Raw genomic sequence first — 24,783 nt, 5'->3', positions numbered from 1 at the left:
CCACGTCCTGTGGGGCCGAGGAAAGCGAAGCATTTTGACGGAGCGATGGTAGAATTCCTTTCTTGGTATGCAAATAATCCGGACAAATTCAAATGAAATTGTCCGGATTGTTTTATGCATAATTCAGTTCTGTCCCGGACTCGTGCGGGTTAGGAGCTATTAAATGATTTTCTTTACAATTAACTCTGGGTTTAAATATTGATTGTTTCCAATAATGCCATTTGGTACAACAGTAATGATATCATTACTGTTTAAATTCAATAGCATTTTCTTCGAACCGTTATAAAAGTTGGTAACTGTTGTACTATTGGAAAAGTATAGACTCCCGATGAATTGAATATTTTCATTAATGACGATGCTGTAACGAAGGAACGTTCCCGCTGAATGAGATACACTATTCGTTAAGGAAAACTCCACTTCGTAAATACCAGGACTATTGACGGTTATCGAATTGGTCACGGGATCTGCATCCATTCCAGAAGTAGGGCCAGCCGTAACAAATTCGATCGGTTTATGATTCACTGGTGTAAGAAAATTACTAGATAATCCATAGAGAGATCCATATACAGGCTGATGACGTGAGGATGGTTGATCACTCATATTTCTCACCACTTATACTTTTTTACTATACTATTCAAGATGACTCCAACTTGGCTGTATTTTTGCCAGGGGCTTTCAACGTTAAACAAAAAACACTTGAACTCAAAAAAGATTCAAGTGTAAAGATTATGTCAGCGGCAACCTCATTTAGTCGATTTATTTGCCGAATAAGGAGAACAGCCAGTCCCATTTTCCTTTAGGTTTATTTACCGACTCTTCTATACGCTTATTAAAATTCTGTTGTGAACGCCAAACTTCTTTCTGTTCATTGCGAATCGTTTGCAATTCATTTTTCAAGGATTCGTTCTTTTCCTGTTCTTCTTGCAGCAGCGTTTCATATTGGGTTTGCTGTTGTTCCATCAATTTTTCTATTTTCATATTCATCTTTTGTGTAGAATTTCCAACTCCCGAACTGATGGCATGATGATCCTGGCGCAGTCGGGAAACTGTCGTTTGCAGTTCGGATATATCCTTCGAAAGCTGCACATTCATTTCGCGTGAGGCTGCAAGTTCATTAGATATAAACAGTAAGAACTCTTTTAATTGATGAGGATCCTGGAGAGCATTGTCATATGTATCGGATACCGCTACTTGCGTATCACTAACCCCTTCCAATCTTTCTTTTTGCAGATCAGCAAGGGCTTTGGCTGTATCGTCAGCCGGCCTTTCCGTATCGCGTAACGCTATAAGCGATTCGATATCAGAACGCACGAATATACGCCGATGCCCATCTTTAAAAAACTCATAGCCATTTCGCTCTAAAATCTGTCCATACTTTCGAACAGTCGGGGTTGCGATGTTCAATTCTTCAGCTACCTCTTTAGTAGTGAAAGCTCGTTCATTAGGTTTGATATCGTGTCGCATGTCGAACCTCCTTCTCTTTTAAATATGAAGGTTATGCACGATTTTGACAAGAGCATATCGCCTAGCGATTCGATTTTGAACAGGAGTCTATCAGCCCACATTATAAGGAATCCTTGGAAAGCGATATGGTGAAAAGTTCATGGATTTATTTTATTGAAAAGGAATGCCCCCACCAAAACATGTTCCAGCTATCCAGGAAGTCTAATATGCCCAATTTTGGGGTTTACTGTATTCACATAATTAAATATCTTAAGTAAATAGACTAACGAAGTGCTGTTTAATGCACGAGGAGGCGAAAAAGGAAGTTCGACTAAGAACGGCACGTCCTGTGCCAACGTCGAACGACCCTGCGTCGTGCAGGGCCTATTCCTCATTCTTTTCCCACTTCCGCTCGTACACTACTTTCGAAAGCATTATTCCCAGCTCATATAACACAATTAAAGGAATAAGAACTATAAGTTGAGAAAGAAGATCAGGTGGTGTAATCAAGGCGGAAACAATCGCCATTACGAGATACCCATACTTCCTCATCCCCCTCAAATTACTAGGAGTTACGATTCCTATAGCTGTCAAAAACATAAGTAAAAGCGGGACCTCAAATAGAAAACCAAGCGGAAGTGTTGTCATCAGCATAAAAGAAAAATATTCTTTAGCTGTGATCATCATCTCAAAATTTTGATCTCCAATGCCCATTAGAAATCCATAGACAGTCGGAAACACGATAAAAAAGCCAAAAGCGATTCCTGTTAAAAAGCTAATTAAAATGCCCGGTATAAATGATAATGCTGTTTTGCTTTCTTTCGTCGTCATCGCCGGTTTCACGAATTTCCAAGCCTGGTAACCTATAAATGGAGCTGAGAAGCCAAGACTAAGGCTTCCCGCGATCCCTGTATAAAACCTGACCACATCAAGTGGTCCCAGCATCACTAGTTCGTTTCCGTCTGTGACGACTGGGATGACGTAATTGATAGAAACTAGAATACCAATAAAACAGACGACAAAAAAGATCAACGAACCAATTATCGCTTTTCTCAGATCGGCAATATGTTCGACCAGTGGCTGTTCATCGTCCTCCACTGCTTGTTTCTCTACGTGTGCTTCTTGCATAATCGATTCCTCCTAGACATTAAGATGAATGATCTTTTTTCCCATCTTCAGAGGTATCATCATTTTTCTTCTGATCATGTTCCTCATCATTCATCAGGCTGTTTGCTGATTTTTTGAACTCTGATAATGTCTGGCCAAATGCCGAACCGATTTCAGGTAGTTTTTTAGGTCCGAAAATAATCAAAGTAACCACTAAAATAATAATCAAACCTGGTATACCTATATTTGCAAAACCCATCATGATCGCTCCTTTTTACTCTAATATAGAGCCAGAAGACTTAAGCAGGTTGAACGTGTGCTACAAGTACATTCTGGCTCTGAAAAGTCTTACTCTCATCATGCATACATTCGTTTAGACATGTTCACTGTTTTGTGCAGCTTTGACCAATTGGCCTTTGTTTTTAATATATTTACTAATGCCATCAGCTGCCCGGTATGCCAGAGCACCAACAGTCCCCGTAGGGTTGTAGCCGCCGTTATGAGCAAATGCTGACGCGCCAACCACAAACACGTTATCGACATCCCACATTTGCAAATAATTATTGACTGCAGACGTTTCAGGATCGCCTCCCATGATGACACCCCCCGTATTATGGGTAGTTTGATAGGGAACAATGCTGTAATGGTCGCTGATTTCTCTTGGTTCAACTCTGTCTGCACCCATCTCTTTTCCAATCTCTACACACTTTTCAGTGAGGTGATTGTGCAAATTTCGATCTTGTTCCGTAAAATCATAAGTTAAGCGAAGAAGCGGATCTCCAAAAATATCTTTGTAATCCGGATCCAGGCTCAAGTAATTGTTGCGGTGGGGCATGGAAGCACCCTGTGCACCAATTGATAAGTTACGATGATAGTATTTAATCGACTCGGATTTGAACTGTTGACCCCAGTTTGGTGTATCGCTTGGAACCGTATTGTTATTGATCGGACGCTGTCCTGTCTGAGTCGTTGAAATCGACCCGCCATGGATGAAGTTTACATTAGAGTGATCAAAGTTATCACCGTTATAATTATCGACCGTAGCCCCGAGCGATCCCGCTCCCATATAGGTGTTAAACTTCTCATTTTCAAAAAAGGCCGTCGCCCCAGGCAGGATTTGATAGCAGTAATTCCGCCCAATCACGCCAGTCCGGGATTCCGGATCGTAGGGGCGGCCAATGCCGGAGTTTAACAGCAGTCGAGAATTGTTCATTACATAACTTGTCAGAACAACGATGTCAGCAGGCTGAATAAACTCCTCCCCTGTTTGCAAATCAATATATTTTACCCCCGTCGCTTTATCGCCGTCATAGATGACTTCAGTTACATTCGCATGTGTCCGTAATTCGAAATTGCCGGTTTGTTTGGCCGTCGGGATTACCGTCACGATCGGAGAAGACTTCGCTCCGTATTCACAGCCAAACCGTTCACAAAATCCGCAGTACTGACATTGAGCAATAGTTTGCCCATCTGGATTCTCATACGTTTGAGACATGTTTCCCGAAGGCATATGAAACGGACTGAGTTTTAACTTTTTAGCAGCATCTTTAAACCGCTTCGTAATCGGAGTTTCCTTCATCGGAGGATTCGGATACGGATTATTTCTTGGTGCACTAAACTCGTTCTCCTCTCCGCTTATCCCCGCTGTCTGCTCGAATTTATAAAAATAGGGTTCGAGCTCTTCGTAGGTGATGCCCCAATCTTGAATGTTATAGTCACTGCCCAGTTTATTAGCTCCATATTTCTTCTCGGTCATGGACTTGATCTCAAGGTCATAAGGTAAGAAACGCCATGTTTGCCCGTTCCAGTGGATCCCTGCCCCGCCAAGTCCTTCACCAAGCAGGAAGGAACCGAGCTGACGCATCGGCAGGGCCCGATCATCTCTATGATTCCTAAATGTAATCGTTTCTCTCGATAAATCCTGCATCAATTCATAACGGATCGCATATCGGTATTCATCGTGGATATGCTGAAAATCTTCTGTTGTCCTTTCTTTTCCTCGTTCAAGACCAACGACTTTGACGCCTTGCTTGGCAAGTTCTGCCGCAATAATACCGCCTGTCCATCCGACACCGACTGTTACTACTTCCACTTTATCTAATGTTGTCGCCACATTGAACCCTCCGTTCTTTTATGATTGGATATGTGCTCTCAACGCTCGAGGCTCTTTTTTAATAAATTTCTCTTTACTAATTTCATTAAGGTAACTCATGTAGTTGCCTGGAAATTCCTTCATCATCCAGCCCTTCATGTTGCCGTTTCCTCCGTAAAGCGGATCTGAATACGCCCCTTCAAGCGTTGCAGAACGCAGCAATTCAAAAAAGGTAGTTGCTGTAACCCCTTTTAATTTGACATCGCCATCCTGGAACTTTTGCAAAATTTGATCCTGCTGTTTTCCTTCAAGATCTACAAAGGCTGCATCGAACTCATTATTGCTTTCCTTTTCAATCGCCTTAATCCCAACATCGAATACCTCATGGCGCTTAAGCCGAGTCTGGTAACCCTGAAAGTCAGAACCAGGGAAAAATGGACCGCGCATATACTCTCGATCATTGTGACCGTAGGACCCGGCCAACTGATGGTCGATAAAAAACGGAACACCCAGTTTAATGGCACCTGGACCATTATCATCCTCAGGGAAAATTCTCTCCGTTGCTGCACTGAGTACTTGAAATTCTTTTTGGTTTGTAAAATGCATGAGTGCGTGATTGAAATCAGGAAGTGACTCAGTCTTTGAATCTTTCTTAACCTCTTGATTGTCATCTAAAAGATTTCTTCCTATAAGCGTACCGATAAACCCGCCGCCGATAGCACCCCCAGCTGCATAGCTGGTGTTTTTAATGAACCGGCGACGAGACATAGTTGAACGTTCTGCCATCCTTCTACCTCCCGCAAATGGTTTTAATTGCTGTTTGTAACACTCTTGCCACTTAAAAAGAAATATATACTAGATTCTTTTGTAGAACCCTGTTTCAAGCAAACTATCATTTATAAAGTCTTTGAAATGCACCTATAAAATGCGAAATATAATAAAAAATGAGTAACAATAATATTCTATTTACAATAGTGTATGACATACAGTATACTGATGACAGGAGCTGATCAAATGAGCGAAGCACACAAACATTTAGATAAATTAATGCAGGAATTAAGACGAGGAACCATTACAATTGGAGCTTTAAGCCAGCTCCACCAGCCTCAATATGGGTATTCTCTTGTCACGACGTTAAAAGAAAAGGGAATTTATGTTGAACCTGGAACCTTATATCCTCTGCTGAGACGGCTTGAAAAACAAGGACTTTTGGAAAGTAAATGGGATACGAATGAGACTCGGCCCAGAAAGTATTACTTGCTGAGTGAACTGGGGAAGGAAGTCTTGGATCTATTGCTCGTGGAGTGGCAAAACATGGTCACAAGTATGGAATATTTAATAAAGGAAAGAAGGGAAGAAAATGGAGATCATTAACCGATATGTTTATGCGGTTAGTAAGCGGCTTCCGGAAGCACAACGAAATGACGTGGCAGATGAACTTCACGGCTTGATTGAGGATATGCTAGAGGAGCGTGTTCAAGACACGGAAGTTACCGAGCAAGACGTGGAAAGTGTGTTAGTAGAACTAGGGCACCCGAGAAGTTTAGCTCGAAAATACAGGGACAGAAAAAAGTATGTAATCGGTCCGGAACTTTATGACTTGTATATCTTGGTGTTGAAAATAGCCTTGATTTCAACCATTGCCGTCAATACCGCCGTTTTCGTCATCCAAGTCATTTTCAATCCGCTGAGTATTCTTGACTATTTTGTCAACTACATTGTTTCTTTCTTCACTGTGGTTATTCCAATGGTTTTCGGCTGGACCACCTTTGGCTTTGCGTTTGTGGAGTATTTTAGTGAAGGCAGGATGGAGAAGCTGGAGCTAGAGAAAGGATGGAAACCATCATCCCTTCCACCCGTACCTGAAAAGAAGCGACAGATTAAACGAAGCGAGCCGATCACTGGAATTGTAATTTATGTACTGCTTATTATCATGCTGAGCTTTTCTAGTGAATACTTTGGCATCTGGATATTTCAAGATGACGAATTAGCCGGGGTCGTTCCATTTTTAAACGAAGCCCGTTACGGTTCACTTATCTTCTTAGCTTTCATTATTTTCGGAGCCGGGATTGTGAAAGAATGCATGAAGTTATTTTATGAAAAATGGACGTACAAACTTGTAACGTTTACTGCCATTGTTAATTTCGTCGTCATGGCCCTGGTCCTTTTCATGATCACAAGAATGCAGATCTGGAATCCGACTTTCATGAATGAACTGATGCAATATGATTTGATTACAAAGGGAAGTGAAGGCTATGATGTGGTCCGCCAAATCTGGGAACAGCTTACATTCTGGACAGTGATTTTCCTCGTTTTTGGTTTACTCTGGGATCTGATTGCTGGATTTATCAAAGTTCGTAAGGCAAAAGTAAAATGGAACATATAGAAAAAGGTGTTCCACCAGTACAATTTACTGGTGGAACACCTTTTTTACTATAATATGAGTAGACACAGCACAATCAATATAACTGTTTAAGGGCAGCTTTATCAAAAGGTGCTAGTTCATCTTCTTTACCATCACGAACTTTCCTCACCCACTCCGGATCCATTAACAGAGAACGTCCAATGGCTACTAAATCAAACTCTCCTTGATCAAGCTTTTCCATCAGACCATCCAAACTAGTGGTCTCAGCGCCAGAAAAGCTTGTGAATTCTCCATCGAGTCCGACTGATCCTACAGAAATCACCGGCTTACCTGATAATTTCTTCGTCCATCCTGCCAAGTTCAAGTCAGAACCCTTAAACTCCGGCTCCCAGAATCGGCGGGTAGAACAGTGAAAAATATCCACGCCCGCTTCTACTAGCGGTGTTAGGAATTGCTCCAATTCATCCGGAGTTTCAGCAAGTTTGGCCTTATAATCATTCATTTTCCATTGAGAAAACCGAAAGATGATCGGGAAATCAGGTCCAACTTCACGCCGGCAAGCTTCGATCACCTCAACAGCGAATTGCGTCCTACCGACAAGGTCTCCACCATATCGGTCGGTTCGTTTATTGGTTTGTTTCCAGAAAAATTGATCGATTAAATAGCCATGCGCACCGTGGAGTTCAATCCCGTCAAATCCCAGGCGTTTAGCATCAGCAGCCGCGTGTGCATAAGCTTCCACCATATCTTCTACTTCAGCTTCAGTCATCGGCTCAGTAACCTTTTCCCCATCAAGGCTCAGGCCTGATGGTCCAACAGGATTCGCCTCCTCATTGGGAAGATCACCTTTTTTACGCGTCATTCCCACATGCCAGAGCTGCGGTACAATTTTCCCACCTGCTTGGTGAACTTCTTTTACTACATTCGCCCATCCATTCAGTGACTCTTCTCCATGAAATAGCGGGATGCTGGCACCTGAAACAGACGCTGGGTGATGAACCCCCGTTCCTTCCGTGACAATTAAACCTACCCCATTCTCGGCTCTGCGGCGGTAATAGGCTGCCACGTCCTCCCCTGGCACTCCTTCTGGTGAAAAACCTCTAGTCATCGGCGCCATTACCGTGCGGTTCGGCAGGTTTATTTTTTCATTCGTAAATGATTGAAATAGTGGTTCAGTCGTACTCGTGTTTGAACTCAATTGATATCCTCCTCTTTCCTTAATGAACATCATTATGTCAAACTCTATCCAGGAAGAAAAGAAATCTGACTTCAAGCCAAAACAACAGGTTCTCCCTGACGCGAGCAACGCCTTGCCTGAAATAAAGGATTTCATCGCATATGTTTAGTCTTTAACACAACGGGGAAACTATCTATGTAACCAGATATACTAGAAAGGATGAGTACTTATGGCAAGAAAAATACAGTATCAGCCCGTAGCAGGGAACGAGCCATCAGACGCTCAAGAAGTAAACTATGCGAAAGAATTTAAGCAAGCAGATATCGCTGGTGGATATCGTAAATCCAAGCTCAAAGAAGCGAAAAGTGAAAATCCAAACTTAAGATAAAATGATGAAAAGCAGCTTTTTACGGCTGCTTTTTTTGTATCTTTTATAGGACTTAACAAGCGCACTCTTATCAATCTAAAAAACAGAAGGTTGCCGCCCTTCTGTTTTTCAAGATATATAGTAAACTCTAATGTTGTGTTGTTAATTCAATTATTTAATCAGTACGTAACAAGGCTGAGAACTTTTGTAAGAATTAGTTTAAATGCTCAATCCTTTTCACCATTCGTTCGATCCAAACCTGCAACAAGTGATAATACTTATTCAAGTTGCCCTGGATTTTTACAGCGACTTCTTCGTTGTACGTGTGAACAGTTAGATTACGATCATTCACCATGTTCAATGCCGTTACCGTTTCCTCATCACTGAAGAGATTCACTTCCCGACTGCTACGGATGACACTCTTAGGGGATCCGATATCCAGCCCTTCGATATCATATAAATACTGTCTGCCTGCTTTCCAACAAGCTTCGAAAGAAGACTCAAAACGTTGAATAGCCGCATCCCTCTCTACTTCAGTCAGCTTTTCAAGTACAACTAATTTTTCAAGAGAAGACAGGGCTTTCTCTGCAGATTCTAACCGGCGGCGTAATCTTTCCATAAGATCCCCTCCTCTCTTACTGTTTGAACAAGTTTTGAATTTGCAAACCATAAGTCTACAACATCTACCCTATAAGGAATCGTAGAATTTTCTATTACATCTATCAACTGATTCCATTTGGATCCATCTAAAGGAGTTACAGAATCGATAGCAATATCAATATCTGAGCTTTGCTTTTCCTCCTGTCGAGCCCATGAACCGAATAAATAGACGCGAACCTGTTCTGAAAATAATTGATCAACGACTAACTCCTTTAACTCATTAAGAGCTTGCCCCCGAATAGTTAGATGATCATCCATTAGATATCTTCCTTTTTTCGTTTTTGTTCATTATAGCATATCCACATAGGTGATTCAGATAACTGTATCCTAACTTTAATCGTCTCGAGAAGCTGCCGTATAGAAATGGAAAGGAATTTTCAGAATTTCGTGTTATAATAAGAATACACAATAGATCGGATTCCAAGGGGGTCAGGTTCACTTCCCATGAAGGGAGGTGAAGCCATGAGCGTATTCGAGAGCCTGATGTTTTCAGTGAACTTTGCAACACTGATGATCTTGATTCTCAGTTTTCGCAATAAAAAATAACCCCCTTGTGCTTTAGCCTGGCCATGGGGGTTATTACTCATTAGAGCCTTACCCCTCTTTGATGGGGTTCGGTCTTTTGTGGGCCGTCTGGTGCGACAACACCGACGGCCTTATTAGTTTATTCAATCTTATGCCTTCTATGTCCATTATACCACGAAAATTGGGCTTGTACACATCTTTGTGATCCTTAAATGATAAAGATTGGCAGGTTAACTACTGCCTTTTTTCTAATCGTTGCTTGAGCATATTTTTCTCCTGTAACAACCGTTGAAATTCTTCCTCTAATTTTTCCGATGGCTCTAAACTTAATCGACTTAACACGTCAGAAACCTTCGTGTCGACCATAAGCAGTTGATCCTCCAATGGATCATGATCTTTCTGCGGTTCTGCTTGTGTATATTCCCGATAAGGTCCTTCAAAGAAGTGAACCTGTTGGTCACGAATAGCGAAAACCTTTGTCGCTACATGTTCCAGCAAACGTCTGTCATGGGATACCAGCATGACGGTACCTGAATAATCATGAAGCAGTGATCCCAGTTCTTCCACAGCTTCGATGTCCAAGTAGTTCGTCGGTTCATCCAAAATCAGTACGTTGGCATCGCTGACAAATAACTTGGCAAAAGCTACCTTCACCCGCTCTCCGCCACTGAGCACATGAACCTCTTTAAACACATCGTCCCGAAAAAACCCAAGCCTGGCCAGAACGGTTCTGATTAACGTTGGATCTTGAGAAGATGTACTACTTACGTTGTCTAAAATCGAATCGTTAACATCCAGCACTTCAAGCATTTGGCTGAAGTAGCCAAACGAAACGGTCGGAGAAATGTGAATTCCTTGTGCGCCCCCGAGAATCATATGAAGGAAGGTCGTTTTCCCGCTTCCATTTGGTCCAATGAGGGCAACCTTATCCCCTCCAGCCACAGAGAAATCAAACGCTTGCCATAACAACCGATCTCCTACGGTGCCGCTTACCTTCTCACCACGGATAATGGTGCGTTTATTCAGTGACGCTTCATGGGCTACTTGCATTTTTATCGGAGGAAGCTCTTTTATTTTTTCAACCTTATCCAGCTGGTCAATCCGAGTTTGGATAGATTTCACTCCCTGATTTAGCTTCTTCTGTTTTTTGGCAAAATACGGTTTGGCAAATTTCGCTGCTTTAGCCTCAGAACCAGAAAGATTCTTCGGTTTTTTTACCGCCCGCTGTGCTTTTTGATCTTTTTGCTCCATGGCCTCTTCCAGCTGCTTTTTCTTATGGATGTATTTCTCGTATTCTTTTTCATGATGTTTACGGGCCGCTTCTTTCTGTTGTTCATACTCCGTGTAATTGCCTGAATATACGCGGATTTGCTCGTCGTCTAACTCCCAAATTTGATTGCAAAGAGCATCCAGAAAAGCCCGATCATGGGATACGACTACCATCGCTTCCTGACGCCGCTTTAACTGCTGCTCCAATTTTTCTACATTTTCCATATCGAGATGGGTTGTCGGCTCATCAGCCAATAATACATCGGCATCTTGTGAAAAAGTCTCATGAATAACCGCCTGAGAGATTTCACCACCACTTTTTTGGTCAACTTGAGGTTTCAACTGGGGAAGCAGTGCCACCGAGGCACGCTGGATAACCACGCCAGCCGTAGGTTCCCTTTCCTTAGCGATCACTTGAAGCAGTGAGGTCTTTCCCGAACCATTGCGGCCCACCATTCCAATCCGATCTCCCTGATGAATACTTAAATCTTTGATGTGAAATAACGTTCGATCCTTCACCTCAACACGAATACCCTGTAAGTTGATCAATACCATATCACTCATCTCCATTTCTAATTAAGATGGAGACTATACTTTTTTCGAACAAAAAATAGCCCCCTATTCACGGACAGACACGTTCAGAATAGGAGGCACACCTATACACATAGGGGTGTAGGATACATATCAATACCAATCCTATTTCTGAACGATGATGAATGTCATGCAAAAGAAGCCTTCTAATGGAAGGTTTTTTGTCATGAATCATTCATTTGTTCTGAGAAAAATAGGATTAGTTCTTCATGAGCCTACAATTCACCCTCTTTGCTGAGTTGTTATAGATGTATCATAGTACGCTTTGGGCAATGAAGTCAACACTGTTTCCTCGGAGGATTTTTAAATAAAGTAAGATGATTCTGAAATAACCAGGGTTGATTCTTAAATAACGCGTGGTCATTCTTAAAGAACAGATGGTGATTCTTAAATAACCAGCTAAGATACTCAAATCTCCGGGATGATCTTCAGACACACAGGTAAGAAGCCCTCTAAGGAAACCTTAAGGAGCGATTTTTGCCTAATTCTGGTGTTCACAAGAGCCTCCCGTTTTATTATAATGAAGTGGATATTCATGGAAATTCCCATGTTATATTGAAGATCAGCTAGAATTTTTACATATTAACTCTGTAGCTACCTACATACTCAGGGAGGCTTATCTGAATGAAACACAAGAAAAAAGTATTGGCATTAACTATCGGAATATCGTTATTGATCGGAGGTTGTGGTGTGAGCGAATCAGGTAATAACCAAAATGGTGACAGCAACTCAGCGGAGGGAAAACAGGAAGAGAACAGGTACGTAAGCGTCCAGGACTACACAGGTCAAGGATATGACCTTAATGGTGGTGAGCAAACAGGCAAAATAGCTGAAGCCCATCGTGAAGAAATTGATCAAGCCGTGAAGACTTTTTTCATGGAAGAATACAAAACTGAAGTAACGGTTCATAACCTAGTAGGTGCGCAAGGCGGAGCCACTGTATTTGTGGAATCTAAAGGTGAACCTCATTTTCACACCTACGCCATTATTCCCATACAAGATGATAAGCCGGTATTAGAAGGGGTATGGTCTCAGGAAGGCCAAGTGGAGCAAGCGATCCAAACAGGCCTTTATCGAATGGTTAATGAAAAAGCTTTTAACCAGTTAGACAAATATCTTGAAGACTTAGTGCAGAATAAACCTGTTGTCGGTAAAACCGAGGAAGCTATTGAAAACACTGGAGCTGTCGGCCTGATGACTCCTTATTACTATGCAGACGTTGCCGGCGACTCATTGAAACATTTATATAATGCTTATATGAATAATCCTCAAATTACGAAGGAAGAACTTCAGAGTGTCTACCAACCGGACTTCGTAGAGGCAGAAAAGATATTTATTACCATACAATTATTTATGGAAGAAAAACAGGCTCATCCAGACGAAAAAATATTTGAGGAAATATGCAACTATTTAGAGGAAGCTTCCACGATCCCTAGAGGGTCTTATTTTGTTTTACTTAACGATAATAGGATCTTAAAGTCTTCTGGAAAAGGCGATAAAGACAATACTCTGGAAAGAACATTACCCGATCAAATCATCAAAAAATAGTGGATCAACTCCTCGACAGGAAAACAAAGAAAATAAGTAGAAATTCAGTTCGCGAGATTTCTATAAAATCTATTCCCAACCAGCGATTTTACAAAGCATGGGACCAACCAGAATTTCATTTCCATGCAAAAGCTAAAAGCAAACTAATACCAAAATTATACAGTAAACTGTCAAGGAGGACTAATTGAATGGAACAAAAGAAAAAAGTTATTGCATTAACGATTGGAATATCGTTATTGATCGGAGGTTGTGGTGTAAGCGAATCAGGTAATAATCAAAATGGCGACAGCAACTCAGCTGAAGGGAAACAAAGTGAAGATAGGTTCGCAAGTGTTCAAGACTACGTAGGGCAAGGCTATACACTTGATAATGGTGAGAAGACTGATAAAATTGCCGAAAACCATCGGGAGCAGATTGATAAAGCTGTAAAGCAATTTTTCTTAGAAAAATATAAAACGGAAGTTAAAGTTCATAACACTGTTGGAGCTGTTGATGGTGCAACTGTCTTTGTGGAATCCGTCGGCAAGCCCCACTTTTATACGTTTGCCATTGTACCTATTGACCTTAACACCAGGGAAGTATTAACGGATCAAATATGGACTCGGGAAGGCCAAGTTGAAGGTGCCATTCAGAGCGGACTTTACGCTATGATTTTTGAAGATAAAATGCAAAATCTCGATAATTATTTACAAGAATTCACTTCTACACATCCTGTTATAGGCGTTCGCGAAGAAAATAATGAAAATGTTGGTGGAGGAGGCTACATGACTCCTTATTATTACATTACAATCTTTGGAGAAGCATTTGATTCCCTCTACAAGATGTATCTTGAAAACCCTCATAGGAGTAAGCAAGAATGGAAAGATGCTTTAAATCTCGAAAATATAAATCCCAATGATTATACTGTAGCAATACAATTGTATATGAGTGAGCCAAATGTAGATCCAAATATAGATATTTTCAACCAATTGGTGACCGATTTGAGAAATATGAATGACTTACCTCCCGCCGCTTACGGAGTGTACTTAAACGATAACCGAGTTCACAAAGAATCTGGAAGCGGGACACAAGGCAACACTTTAGATCTAGCTGCTGATTTGATTATAAAAGGATTAGAAAATTGATTTAAGTAAATGTTCCATTACACGGCAACTGATGATGCATAGCAGGTAAATGTGAAAATGGTTCACTTAGAGGTCAAAGGTCCTATACTGAAACTTTAATGGGGTTAGTTATTACTAAATTCCCATCTTATGTTCACAAGTACACATCGTTTTATTATAATGAAGTGGATATTCATGGAATTTCCCCATGTTATGTTGAGAATCAACTAGAATGTTTACATATTAACTCTGTAGCTACCTACATACTCAGGGAGGCTTATCTGAATGAAACACAAGAAGAAAATACTGGCATTAACTATCGGAATATCGTTATTGATTGGAGGTTGTGGTGTGAGCGAATCAGGTAATAACCAAAATGGCGACAATAATTCAACTGAAGGGGAACAAAATAAGAATATATACGCAAGCGTTCAGGACTACACAGGGCAGGGTTATACTCTTAAGAGTGGTGAGAAGACAGATGAGATTGCGGAAGATCACCGAGAAGAGATTGATAAAGCCGTAAAGGAATTTTTTATGGAGGAATATAAAACAGAAGTCAAGGTTCATAACACTGTTGGAGCAGTTGATGGCGCATCTGTCTTTGTTGAATCTGTCGGGGAACCTCATTTTTATACATTTGCAGTAGTACCTATTGATACAGAAAAAGGAAAAGTCTTAACTGATCAAGTCTGGGCCCAGGAAGGTCAAGTTGAAGCGGCGATCAGGGGAGGACTTTACGGCTTGATTTTTGAAGAAGGTTTGCAGAAACTTGACAATTATTTAAAAGAATTCACCTCCAAACATCCTGTAGTAGGAGTTCAGGAAGAGAAAAATGAAAACGTCGGTGGGGCGGGCTATATGACGCCTTACTACTATATTACTATATTTGGAGAATCGTTTGACCCTTTATATAAAATGTACTTGGAAAACCCCGATAGAAGCAAAGAAGAATGGGTGAATGCCCTAAATGAAAAAAGTGTGAACCCAGATGAATATAATATAACTATTCAATTGTTTATGGAAGAACCGAATGTTGACCCCGATAAGGAAATATTTAATCAAATTGTTTCCGATTTAGAAAATATGAATGGTCTACCTCCTGCTTCATACAGTGTGTATTTAAATGATAATCGAATCCATAAAAGTTCAGGTACGGGAACACAAGACAACAGTTTGGTACGTTCTAATCCAAACTATATAATAAAGGATTTAGAGAAAGGGGATTTAAATGAGTGACCCATTAACAAAATCTCCTAAAAATAATCAAGCCGTGGCCAACGATAAAGATCTGGTCGAGTTGGCTGGATATAACGCATATCGTAACTATGCAAACGAACAAATAATGGTAGTAAACGGAAGTGAATACAGAGTTGTCCATACAAACTATACGGACCCCACTGGTATGGACGCTATAACCGTTCAAAACATAGATACAAAATCGTACACCATCGTCTACACAGGAACAGGAGACAAACAAGATGTGATCACCGACGTCAAACTACTCAGTGACGTTCCTCCTGTCCAACTTGAACACGCAGTAGAATACTTTAACAAAATGGATGAAAAATACGGAATTAGTTCCATTTGCGGAAACTCCTTGGCAGGAGCTTACACGAATGCCGTAGCCATCAAAAACCCGGACGTCAAAGCCGTTAACCTTAACCCTGCTCTCTTACCCGCCGGAATGGCTGACCCCAACAAGACATACGACAACATAACTAACTATTTTAGCAAATACGATGTTTTAACCAAGATAGAAGTTCCGCTTGAGTTCGGCGATCGTATTCCAGGCAAACAATATAAAATTAATAACGGTGTTCCCGAGGTTGGTCACATCACTACGAACCATACAGGCTATAAGAAAGGCAACGGAATCAGCAGCGGAAATGAAGGGCAATTCTACACCATCGGAGTCAAAGGCCAGCCAGGGTTCGGGAAAATTTATATGGCTGCCGATGAACATATTGTGACGAGTATTTGGTCGGCGGTCCCTCTTTATGGTGGAGGACAAACTGAACGAATCGATATCAATCCAGAAAACTTGAATATGTTGGCGACAGCTTTACAGGATCGCGTTATTCATAAAGTAAGTTTAGTGCAAGATTACTTAGGTAACGCCGCCGAGATTGTAAAACATGAAGGGGATCAATTCACGTTACGTGTCAATCATCTTCAGGAAATATTTGTTGAATTTTTCGAGTGGGCTGGTGGTCCATTATTTAAAGGAATTGCGACAACAGGAAATATCCTTAATTCCCACATTGACACCCTCATCAGTAAGCTGAATGCCGCAGAAGATCAATGCAGGTTCCTAAATAGCATCTTAAACTCTCCCCCAGCCGAACTCATAGAACATATCACCTCTACAAATGTCAGTGTTGAGAGTTTGTTTGGAGAAGTCAGAAATTACTTATACAGCTTAAAAGATAAAGTCAATGAACTAACCGGTGCTACCGTCCATATCCTCCAAGAGAAAATCCCCCAATTGTTTGAAGGCGGAAAAGAGCTATTTGTCGACGCCGTTGTTGATGAGTTGCAAGCTCATTTTCAAATCATTAACGGGAACAAAGATAAAGTTCTGAATCAATTAAAGGAATACCAAACTCAAGTTCATGATGTCGCTACAAACTTTGAACATCAAGATCAGGCACTCGGGCAGTCTATTGGAGGTAACACAGGAGACGTAAATGGGAAGGTTACCATTCAACCAACTAATATTTACAGCATTGAAAAGTCACCTTATCTGCTTGAGAAAATGCGTTTGAAAGATATCCATCTGGATACATCGTTTGAAGAATTTGCAACTATAACACATGCAGTTTTTATAATGCCACTAATTGGGATTAAGCGGCTTTTAGCCACGATTGTGGGCACATTAGAGACCCTTTCTGGGCTCGTAAAAGGAGCAACCAATATTGCTCTCTATGGAAACGTTTCAGGTGCTCTGATTAGTATCTTTACTGACTTTGATGACAAAGTAAAAAGCAGCGTAGCAAACACATTGCAGCCATTGGATGAATTGGTCTCCAACATTGAAGGCATCCGTAAAGGTGTGGACAGTCTTATTATGAACTACCCCGATTTATTGACCAATTTTAAACCATATGTAAATGATGCTTTATTTAATGAGGGTGGATACGACAATGTTCAACTTTATAATACGGCAGCCACATCAATCCTTAGCGAAATGGAAATGCTTTTTCAAGACATTGTCTATCAATTATCTGATCACAAAGCGGATTCGATTGTTGCCCTACGAAAAGTATCTGAGAGTGCACTCGGCAATATGAATCTACTACATCAGCAAGTCAACCGTGGCACGATGAGCTAATCTATAACTACTTTTCTATTAGATTCAGGGCTTCATAGCTTTCATTCCATCCTTACAGATTTTTGAGTATCATAACTCAGCCGTTTCACTTCTATACATTGCAATGATTATAATACGAACAAAATCGTGAGCTATTTGATTGTAAAAATAGCTCACGATTTTTGTTGTAATATTCTTTTGCTAAACAGCTAAGATAGCAAAATGTCCAACTAAAGAACACTATTCATTTGAATTTATGTAATACACTGCATTGTCATTCCATTGACCAAATTCATAAATGAATCCTTTTCTGACGCACTCAAATTCCATCCCGACACTTTCAGCTAATTTTACAGAAGCAGCATTGTCCGAGTTTATGTGTGCTTCGATACGGTGAAAATCCAGTTCCTTAAAGGCTATGTCAAGGGCCCGTTTTACAGCCTCTCTCCCATAGCCATTTCCCCAATGTTGATTATGAATCGTGTACCCTATTCTTGCCCATTGGAAGTCCATCCTTTCTAATGTGGAGAAATCTACCATCCCTAAGTGAACGCTATCTACTTTACGAAAAATCCCAAATACGTGCGCGGTATCTCTAAAGCTAAATTTTGATGTTTTTCCACCAGTTGATTAAACCATTCCGCTGTACATTCACTCATATCAATCTGACCTTTATCATATCTATGCTTGGATGGGAATCTATTTTTAAACTCGCTGAGCCAATTCAAATAGTCGTCTCCCCTCAATGGTCTTACAATCAATCTTTCTGTTTCTGCGATTAAATCAAATGCTTTCAAATCAACACCCCGTAATCTAAATTCGCTTCTAACTGCATGTTACTTAAGCTTCTTATAAGACTTAACCACACTAGAGGCGTGTTCAATATCCTTCTCTGCAAACACTTCAAATGTACGCTCTTCTGAAAATGGCAAAAACGTTTCAATATGATCTGTTCCTAGCGCAACAAAATAGTTAGTGTTCGAGTTAGGCATATTCAGCTCAATAATAGCTTTAGCCTCTGTATTACCGCGAACTGTACTGATGTCAAAAGAAGCTGTTAGTTTTCTTGCTACGTAGTGTTCGTCTGTTTCTTGGATTTCACCTACAGAAAAATAATCTCCATGTGCTTCAGTTAACAACAAAAAGTCTCCTTTAATAGTTTCCACTAATACGAGGTTTTCCCCTGCTTTTTCCTCATAATAATCTACTGCTTCTTCAAAAGTCGAAAACGTCTTACCTTCTGAATTCTCCTCATTTGAACTATTGCACCCTTGTAAAATAACAATACTTAGTAACAATATGTAAACAAGTCCGTTTTTTACCATGGTCCACCTTCCTTCTTCCATTCATAATTATATATTATTCATAGTTTTTCTCAGTCTATCAAACAAAGCGGGTAGTTAATCAACTCTTCAATTAAGAAAGTCATTGAACCTCTAGGATCACCCCATAAAAATCCAGGCAATTATTACAAAAACCATCCTGTAAACTAATGATATAAACGCAAGCAAGATCAAAATGAAACAATAGCAAAAGTAAGAGCTACTAAAGGAAGCACCCAAATAATCACAAATAACGGCCCATCCTTTATGTGGACTAGATCAAACAGACTGAAATTTTGCAAGAGTAGCGATAGCACACTTATTGAAATACTCATCATTCTGAAAGGATTTCTTTTTGCAATCATTTGACCCTCCATACTATGCTTTGCACATGACTTTTTGTATCTTTCGCTGGTATTTATATTTGTAAGGATTTCTTTTTAATCTTTTTGTATTAAGCTTTCCGATCGCAAAACGAACGTCTTTATTAGAAACAATTAATTTTCTAAAATCCGCATGACTAAGATCCCTTTGAAACCACTCATTTTTCTTGAGATGCCTAATATTTTCACAAATATCTTCTTCCGTAACATCAGTAATAGGCGGTGAAAAAGTAATAACGCTCATCAGGTCCATTAAAAACTTCATTTCATCGCCTCCTTTGTAAAAATCAATTCATTTGCTTTGCATTCTAGGCTTGACCTGCCAAACCTTATTAAACTACTTCTTTAACCCTGATCCACACAGCGACATGACAACCGTTTCCGTCTGCGCGAGATTCTTTTTATACCGTTTATAAGCTGCAAACGTGGCAGCAGTTGTGGGCTCAACATAAAATCCTTTCCCCGCTAACTCTTCGCCAGCTGTATGAATGTCGTCCTCGGGTGCTGAAATAATCGTTCCCTTTGTACTCCTTACAGCCTCTATTATCTGATCTCCTCTAACAGGCGAACCAATTGCAATCCCCTCCGCCTGGGTACCCTGGTTCTCCACACTTGCTACTCGAGTGTTGTTTCGAAATGCTTTTTCTATTGGAGCACACGGCTCGGCTTGAACTGCGATGATCTTAGGAAGCTCTTTAATCAAGCCTTTTCTTTTCAAATCACTAAACCCACTATAAGCTCCTAGAAGAAGAGTTCCATTCCCAACCGGCAAGACCAAGGTATCTGGTGCTGTGAAATGAAGTTGTTCCCATACTTCAAAGGCAAATGTCTTTGTTCCTTCAAGGAAAAAGGGATTATATACATGGCTTGCGTAAAATACTCCTTCTCGTTCGACGGCTTCTTTAGCTGCTACAGCTGTATCATCACGAGAACCAGGGATTAAATGCAACTGTGCACCATGTGCTTGAGTTTGAGCTAATTTCTTCTGAGAAGTCGAAGAAGGCACATAAATATGACAATCTATATTGGCTCTCGCGCAATAAGCAGCAATGGCTGTCCCCGCATTGCCGCTACTATCCGCGATAACGGTTTTCGCTCCCCATTCCTTTGCCTTCGCAACCAGTACAGCCGCTCCTCGATCTTTGAAAGACCCTGTAGGCATCAAGTAATCTAACTTAACAAAAAAATTAGGATGATCAGAATCTAGATTAACCAATGGCGTCATCCCTTCACCGAGGGAAATTGAGCGATAAACTTCGTCCGTTTGAAAAGGTAATGCTTCTTTATATCTCCACATCGTCATTTGTAGATTAATTAGATCTTCAATGGGAAAATCAACCGGATAAGGCTTGACGTTAAAAATGCCGTGGTCAGGTTTCCAGCGTTTAATACTTGGAGTATATTCCTCATTCGTCACTGAATCTATTAGTTTGTATTCGCTCATATTCTACTCACCTCTTTAGAAAACTTGACGCTGTACCAATAGGGGCAACCTTTGACACCAACGCTCAAAGGCTGCTCACTTCATGTGAGCACAAATTATCATGTGAAGCTAGGATTTAATTGAACACTTTTTCACGTATCGATCCGTTTATTCCAAAGTTGCCCCCACTTATTAGTTTTTCAACATGTTCATGATATTGCTTTTCGTTAATTTCTATAATCAAACAAGACTCCTGTTATTATAAAATCTCACCTGACAGAATTTGGTCCACACTTCCCCTATTCCCATTTATCTGTTTCGATCACCTTCATAGGCCGCATCATGTCATAGTCTTCATGCTCTAGTATATGACAATGCCATACATAGTCACCTGGAAATGGGCCGAATCTGGCGATGACCCTCGTTATTTGTCCTGCTGGTGCTGCGACTGTGTCTTTCCAGCTCTTTTCATTCGGATGAGGTGGTTTTGCGGATCCTGTAAAGATGATGGTTCCGTCCTGATTATATCGATCAAGGTCAAATGATTGTCGGTCGACTATTTGAAATTGAATCAGGTGAATATGGATTGGATGAGTAAAGTTGGTGACATTAATCAATGACCAGATTTCTGTTGAACCTAGTTCAGGTGTTTCTGTCACGGGATCCATCCATTTTTTGTTATCAAGCAATAATAGTGGACGACCGAGTTTGTCGGTTGAGCCGACCAGTTTCAGGTTCCGGATACGTTGAACCTTGTTTTCGCTGAGTGAAGGAATCCGTGTTAAATACCGAGGAACCCTACTCCTATCCACTGATTTTAAAGGGAGAGTCACTTTGAATTGCATGACATCATCCGTTTCATCATTCGGGTCAGCATCTGGTCCAAGATCGTTTTTCAGTGTAACTGTTTCTCCTTCATGCTTGGAAAAATCAATGATTACATCGAAGCGTTCGGCCGGTTCAACCGCTAAATTGTCCAGTTTGACTGTTTTCCGCATTAGACCGCCGTCAGAACCGATTTGATAAAATGACTGACCAGAATCCAAAAAGAGCTGATAAGTACGGGTGTTGGCGGCATTTAAGATACGGAATCGGTATTTCCTCGGTTCAACTTCTACATAAGGCCATATTTTTCCGTTAACTAGGTTTGTTTCTCCGATGAAAAAAGGTCTGATGGATGGATCTGGCCAGTTTTCTTGTGGATCATCCGGCTGTGACGGATAGAACAATTCACCGTTATCGTGGAATGATCGATCCATCATAATAAGTGGGATCTCATATTCTTCTGAAGGAAGATTAAGCCACTTTTCTTGTTCATCTCGGATAATGTACATACCTGCAAGACCGGCATAGACGTTCAGTCTAGTTATTCCCATCGCATGGTCATGGTACCAAAGTGTAGCACCTCGTTGATGATTCGGATAATGATAGACTTTGTTTTTAAATTGCGGACCCGTGTCTCTGAAGTTTCTTGTGTACCACGCTTCCGGATATCCGTCACTTTCTGGCTTTGACTCGCTTCCATGCAAATGTGTAACGGTGCGAACTTCCGGTAGTTCCCCAAGATTATGAAAAGACTTATCAATAGGTAGAAAATGTTTATCTGGCAGTTTGTTTTCCCATTTTACATGAGTGGGTTCTCCGCGTTGAACATCAATAACAGGTCCAGGAAATTGTCCGTTGTAACCCCAAAGACGTGTTGGCCTCAAATCACGATGGAGTTTTTGCCGGAATTCTGTCATTTGGACTTTATAATATGACTCATCCTTATCTTTGCGCAACGGTTTTAGTATTTCCGGTATTGGCAAGGCATCTACAAATTTTTTTAGCTTTTTGTTCACAATGTCCATCCCCTTAAATGTGCATTTATAACAGTAGATGTCTTAGGGGAAAAATTGCTATGCATAATTGGAAAAAACATAAAATAAGATTCGCTTATAATAATTCGCCTAATGCCATGGTGCAACTAATTGCAAAGAAACATCAACAATCCCATTTCCATGAACTCGCCAACTACCATATCCGCTCGACGTATTCCGGATGATCGATAAATGGATTACGATTGCCTTGATAATCGGTAAAAATAATGTCATTGCGATTTTGTTCAAAAGCGCTGACGGGATCACTTTCATGCCACTGTTTCAAGGTCGACAGCTTTCCGATACTCGGCCCGCTTGTCCCCACGTAATCAGCAACTTCTAAATCCAGCTCTCCAGAATCGCCTTCATAGCGCACTGCCATGTAAAAAATCATTCGTGCCACGTCCCCTTTCACTTCGTCACGTGGTTCCCAGGAATCAGCATCATAGTACGTATCTGGAGCTTCCGAAAAGGCTGACCCGCCGTTATCAAAATCAAGGTTTCCGCGTGCAGAGTTAACCGTCACATCGGTCGGACGAAGGTGGTGAATATCCGTTCCTGGCCCCATTGAGGTCCCAAAGTCTCCATGAGATTTCGCCCACACATGCTCACGATTCCATTCATCTACATCCCCGCCGTTATCATATTCGGAAATAGATTCTCCTGAATATAACAGAATCACATTGTTCGGATTTTTTGGATCCTCATCTGTATGTCTCAGTGCCCCCCAAACTTCATCGTAGGATAATTCAGTATGGTCATCGATAATATTATGAAGAGCCATTTTTAATTCGGAACCAGAAAGGCCGGCAGCATTCTCATAATACCCAGTCGGATTTGTCCCACCAGCACCATCATTTTCCTCGGAAACAGTTGTGATCGAGCTGACATACTCTACTCCTTCATGACTGAAATAAGGATCCCTGGTCCCCTCAACTTGAATGAAATCTCCCATGTTTCCTGGATTATTTTCAAGTCCATACTCACTTCTATACTCAGAATCTAGCTTCACAAAAATCATATCATCAACTTGAGTTTCATTAGGGTCATTGGCAAGGGCAAGCGCATAGTTACTCGTAAAATTACTTTGCTGAACATAATCAATCGCTGTTGGTACACCAACTATGTACCCCTCCACGGTTACATCTGCACCGTTCGGCTGATTCAGCGCTTCCTGCACAGATAGAACCGCGGCCCCTTGAACAGGACTGGTGACCATAAACAGAAAAGTAATCATCAGGAACATCATTTTCCTCATTTTTTTAAGCACTCCTTCTATTATTAGTGGTTATAATACTTTGAATAGATTCGGCAAAACTTCATCTATACCTTCAAAAAAAGAGGAATTTTTCATAAGTGTAACAATGGCTTAATCATTCTTTACCATCGATCAATTATTAAGGTTTTGATTATAATAATGGTTTTCATTAACGTAGCTAATGACTAAATAGATTGCCAGATAGCTAATCACAAACATGACTGGAAAAAACCACTCCATGTAAATCCACCTATTCAGTATTTTCTAGCTAATATCACCCAGGAAAGGAAAACTGTTGAAATATTTAAAGCGATTAATATATTTAGTAATTCGATGGCAGTTAAGGATATGATGTTAAATTGAAGTATTGATAGGATTACAATAAAATAAAACATCATGGCAAAAAAGGAATAAAACATACCTTTCTGTCTAATCAATTTCATACGTTCATCTTTTTGCTTAAATTGAGGGTAAAGATAACTCATACTATAGGCTAGGACGGCCAGTGATAATACTGTGTATGTTTGTACTGGCGGGGAACCGCTGGCAAGTATCCCTACTGTTAAAAAAAATGCTCCCATTAGTCCCAAAAGTGTACCTAATACAAAAAATGCTCTTGGATGGTAATCCATATTATTTACCTCCTTCTTCTTTTACTTCGTATATAAAAATATCTTCTATAGATACTTGAAAGACCCTGGAAATTTCAAAAGCGAGAGGTAAAGATGGGGAGTATTTATCTTTCTCAATAGAAATTATCGTCTGTCTAGATACATGCAGCTTTTCCGCCAGTTTATCTTGAGATAATGAATGTTGCTTTCTTAATTCAGCAAGTTTATTCTTCATTTGCTCAACCCCTATCCAAATCCCATTATATTGTAAAGGTAACTTTACGTCAAAGGAACTTTACATGTTCCTCCGTGTTATTTTTGCTCTTATGTTTATAACAAAAATGGTCCATACACTTGCAATACGATG

At 40.6% G+C, this 24,783-nt stretch carries 24 protein-coding genes and 1 pseudogene; 7 read left to right on the top strand and 18 right to left on the bottom strand.

Annotated features, from left to right (window positions below):
* Positions 1–159: 159 nt before the first annotated feature.
* The 6 genes from B5354_RS14935 to B5354_RS14910 all read right to left on the bottom strand — a co-directional run bounded on the left by B5354_RS14935 (position 160) and on the right by B5354_RS14910 (position 5,428).
* Positions 160–600, bottom strand: coding sequence for a hypothetical protein (locus tag B5354_RS14935; RefSeq protein ID WP_079529605.1), 441 nt, complete (start codon positions 598–600; stop codon positions 160–162).
* A gap of 156 nt (positions 601–756) precedes the next feature.
* On the bottom strand, positions 757–1,464 hold the full coding sequence (locus B5354_RS14930; RefSeq protein WP_079529604.1) for a MerR family transcriptional regulator: 708 nt from the start codon (positions 1,462–1,464) through the stop codon (positions 757–759).
* A 363-nt stretch (positions 1,465–1,827) separates the two neighbouring features.
* Complete coding sequence (gene tatC, locus B5354_RS14925) at positions 1,828–2,571, bottom strand: twin-arginine translocase subunit TatC (protein WP_245804805.1); 744 nt, start codon at positions 2,569–2,571, stop codon at positions 1,828–1,830.
* Positions 2,572–2,590: 19 nt separating this feature from the next.
* The gene (gene tatA / locus B5354_RS14920; RefSeq protein WP_079529603.1) at positions 2,591–2,809 is read right to left on the bottom strand and encodes a twin-arginine translocase TatA/TatE family subunit; all 219 of its coding nucleotides are present in this window, start codon (positions 2,807–2,809) and stop codon (positions 2,591–2,593) included.
* 114 nt (positions 2,810–2,923) lie between these two features.
* Positions 2,924–4,663 carry a GMC family oxidoreductase gene (locus tag B5354_RS14915; RefSeq protein WP_079529602.1) on the bottom strand — a complete coding sequence of 580 codons (1,740 nt, stop codon included), beginning with the start codon at positions 4,661–4,663 and terminating at the stop codon, positions 2,924–2,926.
* 18 nt (positions 4,664–4,681) lie between these two features.
* On the bottom strand, positions 4,682–5,428 hold the full coding sequence (locus B5354_RS14910; protein WP_079529601.1) for a gluconate 2-dehydrogenase subunit 3 family protein: 747 nt from the start codon (positions 5,426–5,428) through the stop codon (positions 4,682–4,684).
* Positions 5,429–5,656: 228 nt separating this feature from the next.
* Between B5354_RS14910 and B5354_RS14905 the strand changes: the two genes are divergently transcribed.
* Both B5354_RS14905 and B5354_RS14900 read left to right on the top strand, forming a co-directional pair.
* Positions 5,657–6,016, top strand: coding sequence for a PadR family transcriptional regulator (locus B5354_RS14905; RefSeq protein ID WP_079529600.1), 360 nt, complete (start codon positions 5,657–5,659; stop codon positions 6,014–6,016).
* Positions 6,003–7,028: an HAAS signaling domain-containing protein gene (locus tag B5354_RS14900; protein ID WP_079529599.1), complete on the top strand. Its 1,026-nt coding sequence runs from the start codon at positions 6,003–6,005 to the stop codon at positions 7,026–7,028. The genes B5354_RS14905 and B5354_RS14900 overlap by 14 nt, the downstream gene beginning before the upstream one ends.
* A 73-nt stretch (positions 7,029–7,101) precedes the next feature.
* On the opposite strand, the gene B5354_RS14895 is transcribed toward B5354_RS14900, so the two are convergent.
* A complete protein-coding gene (locus B5354_RS14895) occupies positions 7,102–8,235 on the bottom strand; it encodes an NADH:flavin oxidoreductase (RefSeq protein ID WP_079530597.1) in 1,134 nt (377 codons plus the stop codon).
* A 178-nt stretch (positions 8,236–8,413) separates the two neighbouring features.
* Between B5354_RS14895 and B5354_RS14890 the strand changes: the two genes are divergently transcribed.
* A complete protein-coding gene (locus B5354_RS14890; protein ID WP_079529598.1) occupies positions 8,414–8,572 on the top strand; it encodes a YfhE family protein in 159 nt (52 codons plus the stop codon).
* Positions 8,573–8,765: 193 nt separating this feature from the next.
* On the opposite strand, the gene B5354_RS14885 is transcribed toward B5354_RS14890, so the two are convergent.
* The 3 genes from B5354_RS14885 to abc-f form a co-directional block, all read right to left on the bottom strand.
* The gene (locus tag B5354_RS14885; protein ID WP_079529597.1) at positions 8,766–9,170 is read right to left on the bottom strand and encodes an HI0074 family nucleotidyltransferase substrate-binding subunit; all 405 of its coding nucleotides are present in this window, start codon (positions 9,168–9,170) and stop codon (positions 8,766–8,768) included.
* Complete coding sequence (locus B5354_RS14880; protein WP_079529596.1) at positions 9,146–9,469, bottom strand: nucleotidyltransferase family protein; 324 nt, start codon at positions 9,467–9,469, stop codon at positions 9,146–9,148. The genes B5354_RS14885 and B5354_RS14880 overlap by 25 nt, the downstream gene beginning before the upstream one ends.
* Positions 9,470–9,970: 501 nt before the next feature.
* The gene (gene abc-f, locus B5354_RS14870; protein ID WP_079529594.1) at positions 9,971–11,560 is read right to left on the bottom strand and encodes a ribosomal protection-like ABC-F family protein; all 1,590 of its coding nucleotides are present in this window, start codon (positions 11,558–11,560) and stop codon (positions 9,971–9,973) included.
* Positions 11,561–12,220: 660 nt separating this feature from the next.
* Here abc-f and B5354_RS14865 point away from each other — a divergent pair.
* The 4 genes from B5354_RS14865 to B5354_RS14850 all read left to right on the top strand — a co-directional run bounded on the left by B5354_RS14865 (position 12,221) and on the right by B5354_RS14850 (position 17,581).
* Positions 12,221–13,144 carry a DUF1672 family protein gene (locus B5354_RS14865; protein WP_079529593.1) on the top strand — a complete coding sequence of 308 codons (924 nt, stop codon included), beginning with the start codon at positions 12,221–12,223 and terminating at the stop codon, positions 13,142–13,144.
* Between the two features lie 188 nt (positions 13,145–13,332).
* Positions 13,333–14,268, top strand: a complete 936-nt coding sequence (locus B5354_RS14860) for a DUF1672 family protein (protein WP_079529592.1) — start codon at positions 13,333–13,335, stop codon at positions 14,266–14,268.
* A gap of 264 nt (positions 14,269–14,532) precedes the next feature.
* Positions 14,533–15,486 (top strand): DUF1672 family protein, encoded by a 954-nt coding sequence (locus B5354_RS14855; protein WP_079529591.1) that lies wholly within the window; start codon positions 14,533–14,535, stop codon positions 15,484–15,486.
* Positions 15,479–17,581 (top strand): SA1320 family protein, encoded by a 2,103-nt coding sequence (locus B5354_RS14850; protein WP_079529590.1) that lies wholly within the window; start codon positions 15,479–15,481, stop codon positions 17,579–17,581. The genes B5354_RS14855 and B5354_RS14850 overlap by 8 nt, the downstream gene beginning before the upstream one ends.
* A 219-nt stretch (positions 17,582–17,800) precedes the next feature.
* Here the strand turns inward: B5354_RS14850 and B5354_RS21100 are convergent.
* From B5354_RS21100 to B5354_RS14810, 8 genes and pseudogenes are all read right to left on the bottom strand, one after another.
* Positions 17,801–18,357 (bottom strand): annotated as a pseudogene (locus B5354_RS21100) (GNAT family N-acetyltransferase).
* 39 nt (positions 18,358–18,396) lie between these two features.
* Entirely contained in the window at positions 18,397–18,885 is a 489-nt protein-coding gene (locus tag B5354_RS14840; protein WP_079529589.1) for a hypothetical protein, read from the bottom strand.
* Positions 18,886–19,260: 375 nt separating this feature from the next.
* Positions 19,261–19,530 (bottom strand): protein kinase family protein, encoded by a 270-nt coding sequence (locus tag B5354_RS14835; protein ID WP_079529588.1) that lies wholly within the window; start codon positions 19,528–19,530, stop codon positions 19,261–19,263.
* A gap of 72 nt (positions 19,531–19,602) precedes the next feature.
* Positions 19,603–20,709, bottom strand: coding sequence for a threonine synthase (gene thrC, locus B5354_RS14830; RefSeq protein ID WP_079529587.1), 1,107 nt, complete (start codon positions 20,707–20,709; stop codon positions 19,603–19,605).
* A gap of 278 nt (positions 20,710–20,987) precedes the next feature.
* Complete coding sequence (locus B5354_RS14825) at positions 20,988–22,538, bottom strand: multicopper oxidase family protein (RefSeq protein WP_139377148.1); 1,551 nt, start codon at positions 22,536–22,538, stop codon at positions 20,988–20,990.
* A gap of 163 nt (positions 22,539–22,701) precedes the next feature.
* A complete protein-coding gene (locus tag B5354_RS14820; protein ID WP_079529585.1) occupies positions 22,702–23,805 on the bottom strand; it encodes an endonuclease in 1,104 nt (367 codons plus the stop codon).
* Positions 23,806–24,059: 254 nt separating this feature from the next.
* On the bottom strand, positions 24,060–24,437 hold the full coding sequence (locus tag B5354_RS14815) for a permease (protein ID WP_079529584.1): 378 nt from the start codon (positions 24,435–24,437) through the stop codon (positions 24,060–24,062).
* 1 nt (position 24,438) lies between these two features.
* On the bottom strand, positions 24,439–24,651 hold the full coding sequence (locus B5354_RS14810) for a helix-turn-helix transcriptional regulator (RefSeq protein WP_079529583.1): 213 nt from the start codon (positions 24,649–24,651) through the stop codon (positions 24,439–24,441).
* Positions 24,652–24,783: the final 132 nt, after the last annotated feature.

Origin of the sequence: Halobacillus hunanensis, from assembly GCF_900166655.1 — a bacterium.
In the GTDB taxonomy this organism is placed as follows: Bacteria; Bacillota; Bacilli; order Bacillales; family Halobacillaceae; genus Halobacillus_A; species Halobacillus_A hunanensis.
This window is presented reverse-complemented; position numbering and strand designations above follow the sequence as displayed.